6 protein-coding genes are annotated in these 5,684 nt (G+C 68.5%); 3 read left to right on the plus strand and 3 right to left on the minus strand.

The window, feature by feature from the left end:
* Positions 1-19 precede the first annotated feature (19 nt).
* The 3 genes from J7E87_RS32090 to J7E87_RS32100 form a co-directional block, all read right to left on the minus strand.
* Entirely contained in the window at positions 20-325 is a 306-nt protein-coding gene (locus tag J7E87_RS32090; protein WP_215098142.1) for a hypothetical protein, read from the minus strand.
* Positions 303-1,406 carry a protein kinase gene (locus J7E87_RS32095; protein WP_251018323.1) on the minus strand — a complete coding sequence of 368 codons (1,104 nt, stop codon included), beginning with the start codon at positions 1,404-1,406 and terminating at the stop codon, positions 303-305. The genes J7E87_RS32090 and J7E87_RS32095 overlap by 23 nt, the downstream gene beginning before the upstream one ends.
* 314 nt (positions 1,407-1,720) lie before the next feature.
* Complete coding sequence (locus J7E87_RS32100) at positions 1,721-2,131, minus strand: hypothetical protein (protein WP_215098143.1); 411 nt, start codon at positions 2,129-2,131, stop codon at positions 1,721-1,723.
* 201 nt (positions 2,132-2,332) lie between these two features.
* Between J7E87_RS32100 and J7E87_RS32105 the strand changes: the two genes are divergently transcribed.
* The 3 genes from J7E87_RS32105 to J7E87_RS32115 all read left to right on the plus strand — a co-directional run bounded on the left by J7E87_RS32105 (position 2,333) and on the right by J7E87_RS32115 (position 5,213).
* Entirely contained in the window at positions 2,333-3,031 is a 699-nt protein-coding gene (locus J7E87_RS32105; RefSeq protein ID WP_215098144.1) for a hypothetical protein, read from the plus strand.
* A gap of 789 nt (positions 3,032-3,820) precedes the next feature.
* Positions 3,821-4,048 carry a hypothetical protein gene (locus J7E87_RS32110; protein ID WP_215098145.1) on the plus strand — a complete coding sequence of 76 codons (228 nt, stop codon included), beginning with the start codon at positions 3,821-3,823 and terminating at the stop codon, positions 4,046-4,048.
* Positions 4,049-4,058: 10 nt separating this feature from the next.
* On the plus strand, positions 4,059-5,213 hold the full coding sequence (locus J7E87_RS32115) for a helix-turn-helix transcriptional regulator (RefSeq protein ID WP_215098146.1): 1,155 nt from the start codon (positions 4,059-4,061) through the stop codon (positions 5,211-5,213).
* Positions 5,214-5,684: the final 471 nt, after the last annotated feature.

Here is a 5,684-nt window from a genome sequence, read left to right on the forward strand (position 1 = left end):
AGCCAAATGAGATGACTTCTTAGACGCGGCAGGAGTCGGTGTGGGTGACGTCGCGGAAGTCGGCGATGACGGGGCTGGCCATGGATTCGCGGTAGACGACAGCTGCGCGTCCGTATAGCCAGGTGATGTCGTCATGGAAGGTCTGCTGCGCCTGGCTGCAGCTGCCGAACATGAGCGAGCGCCGGTTGTCGGTCCAGTCGGGGTCGTCCTGGTAGTCCTGGCCTTCCGGGTAGGTGCCGGGGCCGAAGGTGACGAACATGGTCTGCGCGTGCGGGTTGAAGGTGACAGTCAGGCTGTCGACCTCATAGGCGCTGCCTTGGAGCACGCCGGTCGGCTGCGTCGCGGAGAAACTGCTGGGCGGCCGCTTTCTCTGCTGGGGTAGCGGGGACGCGTGCTTGGGCCCATTCGTCGATGGTCGGTTGGGTGTTGTCGCTGCGGGTGTAGGCGGGGGACGGTGCCACCTGGCGGGCCGGCGCGGCCACGGTCGTGCTGGCCGTCGGCTTCGCACTCTGCTCGTTCTCGCTGTCTGTCGCGTCGGTCGTGATGGTCTTCTGGCTCGACGGGGGCCTCGGCTGGCTGCTCGGCGCTGCCGCGTCCTGATTCTGCGCGGAGTCGGTCTCGTACGTGGCGGCCAGGGCGGCGCCGCCGAGGCCTCCGACCACGAGAGCTGCGGCGACGACGGCGCCGTAGAGCTTGACGCGCGAACGGTGTGGGGGAGGGGTGCGCCAGGCGGGGTCGTCTGTGTATGGCAGGTCCCAGTGGATCCCTACGAGGTCGGCGACCAGAGTCGGCTCATCGCCGCCCTTCTGCCTGGATAGGGCGGTCGTGGCCTGGGCGGCCAGCAACGCCGTACACGCGTCGCCCAGTTCGGCGGCTGCCGGCCGGTCGCCGGGATCCTTGGCGAGCGCTTTCCCCACCCACGGCAGGAGATCGTCGGGCACGCCGTCCAGGTCCGGGGCGCCGGACATGATCCGGAAGGCGACCGCATCCGGCGCCCCGGAGCCGAACGGCAGGCGGCCGGTCGCGGCATAGGCGACGAGGGCGCCCCAAGCGAAGACGTCGCCCTCGGGCCCTACAGCACCGCTTCGGTAGTGCTCAGGACTGATCCACCCCGGGGTGCCGGTCATTACGCCCGTCCGCGTCACCGACGTGCCGTCCAGCACGTGGGCGATACCGAAATCCACCACGCGAGGACCGCCCGGCGCGAGAATGACGTTCTGCGGCTTCACATCCCGGTGAACGACCCCCGCCCCGTGCACCGCAGCGAGCGCCGCAGCAGTCCCGGCCCCCAGCGCATACAACCGCGCCCCGCCCAGCGGGGCCGTGGGCGGCCAGGTACCGGTCCAGCGTGGGCCCGGGCACGAAAGGCGTGGCCAGCCACGGCGCGGCACTCTCGATGTCGGCATCGTGCAACGGGACCAGACACGGCCCCGACACCCGCCGCGACAACGCGACTTCACGCCGGAAACGGGCCCGGAACTCCTCGTCCCCAGCCTGCACTGGATGGACGACCTTCACCGCCAGCCGCAGCCCCGCAGGGGCGAGCGCAGCGTAGACCGTTCCCATGCCACCCGTCCCTAGCCGCCCGATCACCCGGTAGGGGCCTATGTGGTGCGGGTCGCCGGGCTGTGCGGGCTGGATGGCGCTGGACACGCGTGCTCCTTGTAGATCGTCAGCGGTCGGGTTCGGGAGGCGCGCCTCGTCGGGTGGACTGGAAGTCTCAGTACCCGCCGGAGTCGCGGAGTTCTTGCGTTACCTGGGCCCGCAGAGCGGGGCAGTGGGACTCCACCCCCAGGACGACCAGCTCTTGCGCGTCCGGCTTCGCCGTCCCCCAGCCCATGCCGATCGGATACAGGTTCGCCCCCTGCAGGCTGAGCAGGTAGTCGACACTGTGGCCTGCCTGCAGCTCGGCGCACCACTGAGCGGGGTAGGGCGCCAACTCCTCATCCGTCGGCCCCTTGTCGTTCCAGCTCTCGAACGCTCGGGCTCGGACCGCTGTGATGAACTGCTGATCCGGGTTGACCGTCGGCGTTGGCTTGGCAGCGGGTTTGGCATCGTCCCCTCCGTTGCTGCCGCATCCGGTCAGGCCGGCCAGCAGGAACAGGGTGGCGGCGAGTGTTCTGGTGCGCATGGTCCCCCCACGGACGTGCCGTTGAAGCTTGCATCATCCCGTTCGGGCGGGTTCCGTGCACGATGTGCGGCGAAAGCGTGCCTCAAGGGGTGATCGCCCACAGTCGTGGGCGGGCCTCCTGAATGTCGGGATCCGGTATCCCCGCCCGTCATGCCCCATGTTCCGCTACCGTCGCCTCCTCAACGCGCTTTGGGGGCCATCATGCATATTCGGCACATTGCTGCATTCCTCCTCGCCGCTTGCCTGCCGCTCGCTGCGTGCGGCGGCACTGACAAGTCCTCGGGCAAGGCGGCCTCCGACAAGCCGGCCGTCAGCAAGAAGGTCGACTGCAGCGACACAAGTCTGAGCCAGGCCGACTGGGTCAAGCACTGCCAGGGGGCGCCCCCGCAGGGAGAGCAGTCCGTCGACACGAGCCAGGACCGGCCTCTTGGCAAGGCGGCGGAGACGATCGGCTCCCCCAGCCCCGTCAGCGGTCCCGGCGGCGGGGTTCTCGAGGTCACGCCGACGAGCGTCGTCTACGTCACCAAGGGCACCGGGCAGGAGCCTGCGCGGGATGTGTTTGGGGTGGTCGCGTACAAGGCGAAGTCGACGAAGGCGGTCGCTGCTGCAGAGAGCGCCCCCATTGAGGGTGGCGGGTGGAAGTGGGTGGCGTCTGACGGCGAGGCCGTGGACACGCTGAGCGGGAACACCGCGACTGTCACCCCTGATGGCTACGGCGGCGGGGGCGCCATTCAGCCCGGCACGTTCGAGTGGCGGGCCGTTTCCTTCGATCTGTCGAAGGCCCAGCAGGGCGGGACCTTGATCTACATCGACGGGGACGGTGCCGCCTACCGTTGGACGGTGCCCGCGAAGGACGCGGGCCCGGATGCCGCAAAGCTGAGGAAGGCCCTCACCTGGTAGCCGCCTTGTCGTACGGTGCGCTGGTGCTGCTCGATCAGCTGCCTCGTTGAGGGCATGTAGCCAGCTGCACATCGCTGGATTCGCCCTCGCTGGCGGATGACGCAGGTACGTCGAGTTCGGGTTCACATCGGGCTCGTGTGCCGCGCTTGCGGACAGTGCCAGTACGTGGCGGTCCTCGAGGCCGTTCAGGGCAGACTCTCCTGCCAGAACCTGTGCCGCCACGCTGGTCGTGGCTGTCAGTGAGAACCGTGGCTGCTACGGGCCTGGGCGCATGCCACTTTGGGTGCCGGTCTCTCGAGGACGTGCTCGTGGGATGGGGCGGAGGGTGGTCGCATCCGGTGGGGATGCGCCACCCTCGAGGGCGCCGCGCTGGAACGCGGTGGTGCCCGGTCCCTGTTTCATGGTGCAGCCACGACGCCAGGGATGTTCCCGGTGTGCCCGGGAATCAGCGTTACTAGGAGAGTGTCACTGCCGACGCTTGCTCGGCAACGGTCCCATGGACGGAATTGAATCAACGGGCGGGTTTAGTTCCGCTGACCTGCACCCTCGCTGTGCGGACGCTGATGCTCGACCACCCGTTCGCCTTCACCACGCCACGGCCGCTCGGACGTGTGCGTATCAACTGCCGTGCTCTCAGGGGCGACTCGTTGTGATGGTCGCATTACCGGTGAGAGGATCTCCTCGGTCGGCGGTCAGGTCTGGAAGCCTCCGCCGGCTTCAACTGTGCAGCCACATCATCGCGCCCCGCAATGGGGTGCTGATACGCCAACATCAGGGAGTAGAACCATCATGCGTTTCAAGATCATGCCGCCGCGTGGCGGGGATCGGTCCAACGGTGCTCTGACCACCGGTGAAGTCCTCGTCGTCCTCGTCGTCGTACTGGTGGCCGCCAGCCTCGCCCTCCTCGGTATGCCGATCTTCGGCGTCGGAGAGTTCATCGCGGGCGTCCTGGTGGTCGCCGTCCGCGCGGTGAAGGGCATGCGGGTAGGGCAGGCGACGGCCGCCGAAGGCATCTGACCGCTTGCCCATGGGACGGCGCGAGAATGCCGTCGCCGCTGGAACACGCCAGTTAGAGGCGCTGGCGCTGTGGCTCCGGGCACAGCGCCAGCGCAAGGGCATCAGCTACGCGACGATGGCGAAGACGATCGACTACCGATTCACCGCGTCGGTGCTCTCACGCGCCGCCAACGGACACACCGTTCCCTCGTGGCGCCTCGTCGAGGCATACACGCGCGCATGCGACGCCGAAGCCGGCACCGCCGAGGCACTGCGCCTGTGGAAGGCCGCCCGCTGGGCCGAAGAGAACCGCCGCCGCCGCGGAGGAACTCCGCAGGACTTCCAGGACCTGGCCGCCACCGTCGACTCCGCCCTGACCCACCCACAACTCATCGAAAGCTTCGGCCAGTTACGGCGCGCCATGATCCAGCTGCGCGCCAAGGAAGGACAGCCGTCCCTCAGCGCCTTGCAGCACAAGGCGGGCAGGACCCCGAACGGCCGGCATCACCGCCTGCCCAAGAGCAGCCTGAGCGCCATCCTGCGAGGCGAAGCCCTCCCCTCCCGGGAACACGTCACCGCCTTCATGGAAACCATGGGCCAGTCCCGGCGCAAAGTGCAGCGCTGGGAAATGGCCTGGGACCGCATCGCCGAGAAGGGCACGGCCCCGCCACCCACCCGCACCTCCCGCAGGCACCTCATGCCGGACGAAACGACACCCCCAGCGCACACGGCCCGAACCCCCGCAGCCGTCGTCATCCGCATCCAGGAAGCTCCCACCACCGCACACAGCACGCCGGACACACCAGCCGCGGGCAACGCGACATTGAAGCTCGCCGTGACCCCTGGGGACTTCGACTACCTGCGTATGCACGGGCCGCAGACCCGCAAACGCGCCCGACTCACACGCGCCTGGCTCCGCCCACAGCCGCCTCTCCCGCCGGCGGGATACACACGCGCCGGACTACCGATCCGCAATCCCCGGCGCTACAGAACCGCGTTCACGGACAGCACGCAGCCGCCGGGCCTGCCCCCCGCTGTGCCCCAAGGACCGGGCGTCCCCTGGGGCAAGCCCCCCACGGTGGAGACCATCCTGGTCAAGCAAGTCCGCCAACCCCGCCCTACGCCTGCGACCGAACCAACCGGTGGTCCGCTTCCCCGGCCAGGGTCGAACGCCACTCGTCGATGAGTCGCGGCACCAGGGCGTACGGGTTGGCCTGCACGTGGGTCGGCCTCGTGAAAGCCGACAGTACCGACCATTTTCCCGTGTCGACGGCTTCGACTGCCAGCCGGAAGCGGTCACCATCGGCCTTGGCAGCGCCTGCTCCTTCGCCCAGGCTGGTACCGCTCGGCGGAACGGGGTGGGTGCATCGCGTCTCCCGACCGCTGATGCTCATGGTGCTCGTCGACCATCGGATCACGCCGCAGCGTGCGATGTACAGGACTTTCGTCACCCCTGGGGCGGCCTGTGACCTGGCCCTTCGAGGTCGCCAAGCACTCACTCAGTCCTGGGGGAATGGAGCTGGTTTGAAGGTTGGTTCCTGCGGTGGAGGGTTGGGCTGAGGCTGCGTGTCTGGCGGTGGTGGAGCGGTATGCAGGCTGGCTTCGATGCGGTCGCTGCTGTGACGGATGGTGGTGGGGGAGGGTGGTGCTGGCCAGA

The sequence above is a fragment of the Streptomyces sp. ISL-1 genome (assembly GCF_018614585.1).
Lineage (GTDB): Bacteria > Actinomycetota > Actinomycetes > Streptomycetales > Streptomycetaceae > Streptomyces > Streptomyces maoxianensis.

Bases quoted from the DNA above. Each gene is read 5' to 3' on its own strand.
- J7E87_RS32095 (WP_251018323.1), bottom strand. From the start codon at position 1,406: ATGCCGACATCGAGAGTGCCGCGCCGTGGCTGGCCACGCCTTTCGTGC.
- J7E87_RS32100 (WP_215098143.1), bottom strand. From the start codon at position 2,131: ATGCGCACCAGAACACTCGCCGCCACCCTGTTCCTGCTGGCCGGCCTG.
- J7E87_RS32105 (WP_215098144.1), top strand. From the start codon at position 2,333: ATGCATATTCGGCACATTGCTGCATTCCTCCTCGCCGCTTGCCTGCCG.
- J7E87_RS32110 (WP_215098145.1), top strand. From the start codon at position 3,821: ATGCGTTTCAAGATCATGCCGCCGCGTGGCGGGGATCGGTCCAACGGT.
- J7E87_RS32115 (WP_215098146.1), top strand. From the start codon at position 4,059: ATGGGACGGCGCGAGAATGCCGTCGCCGCTGGAACACGCCAGTTAGAG.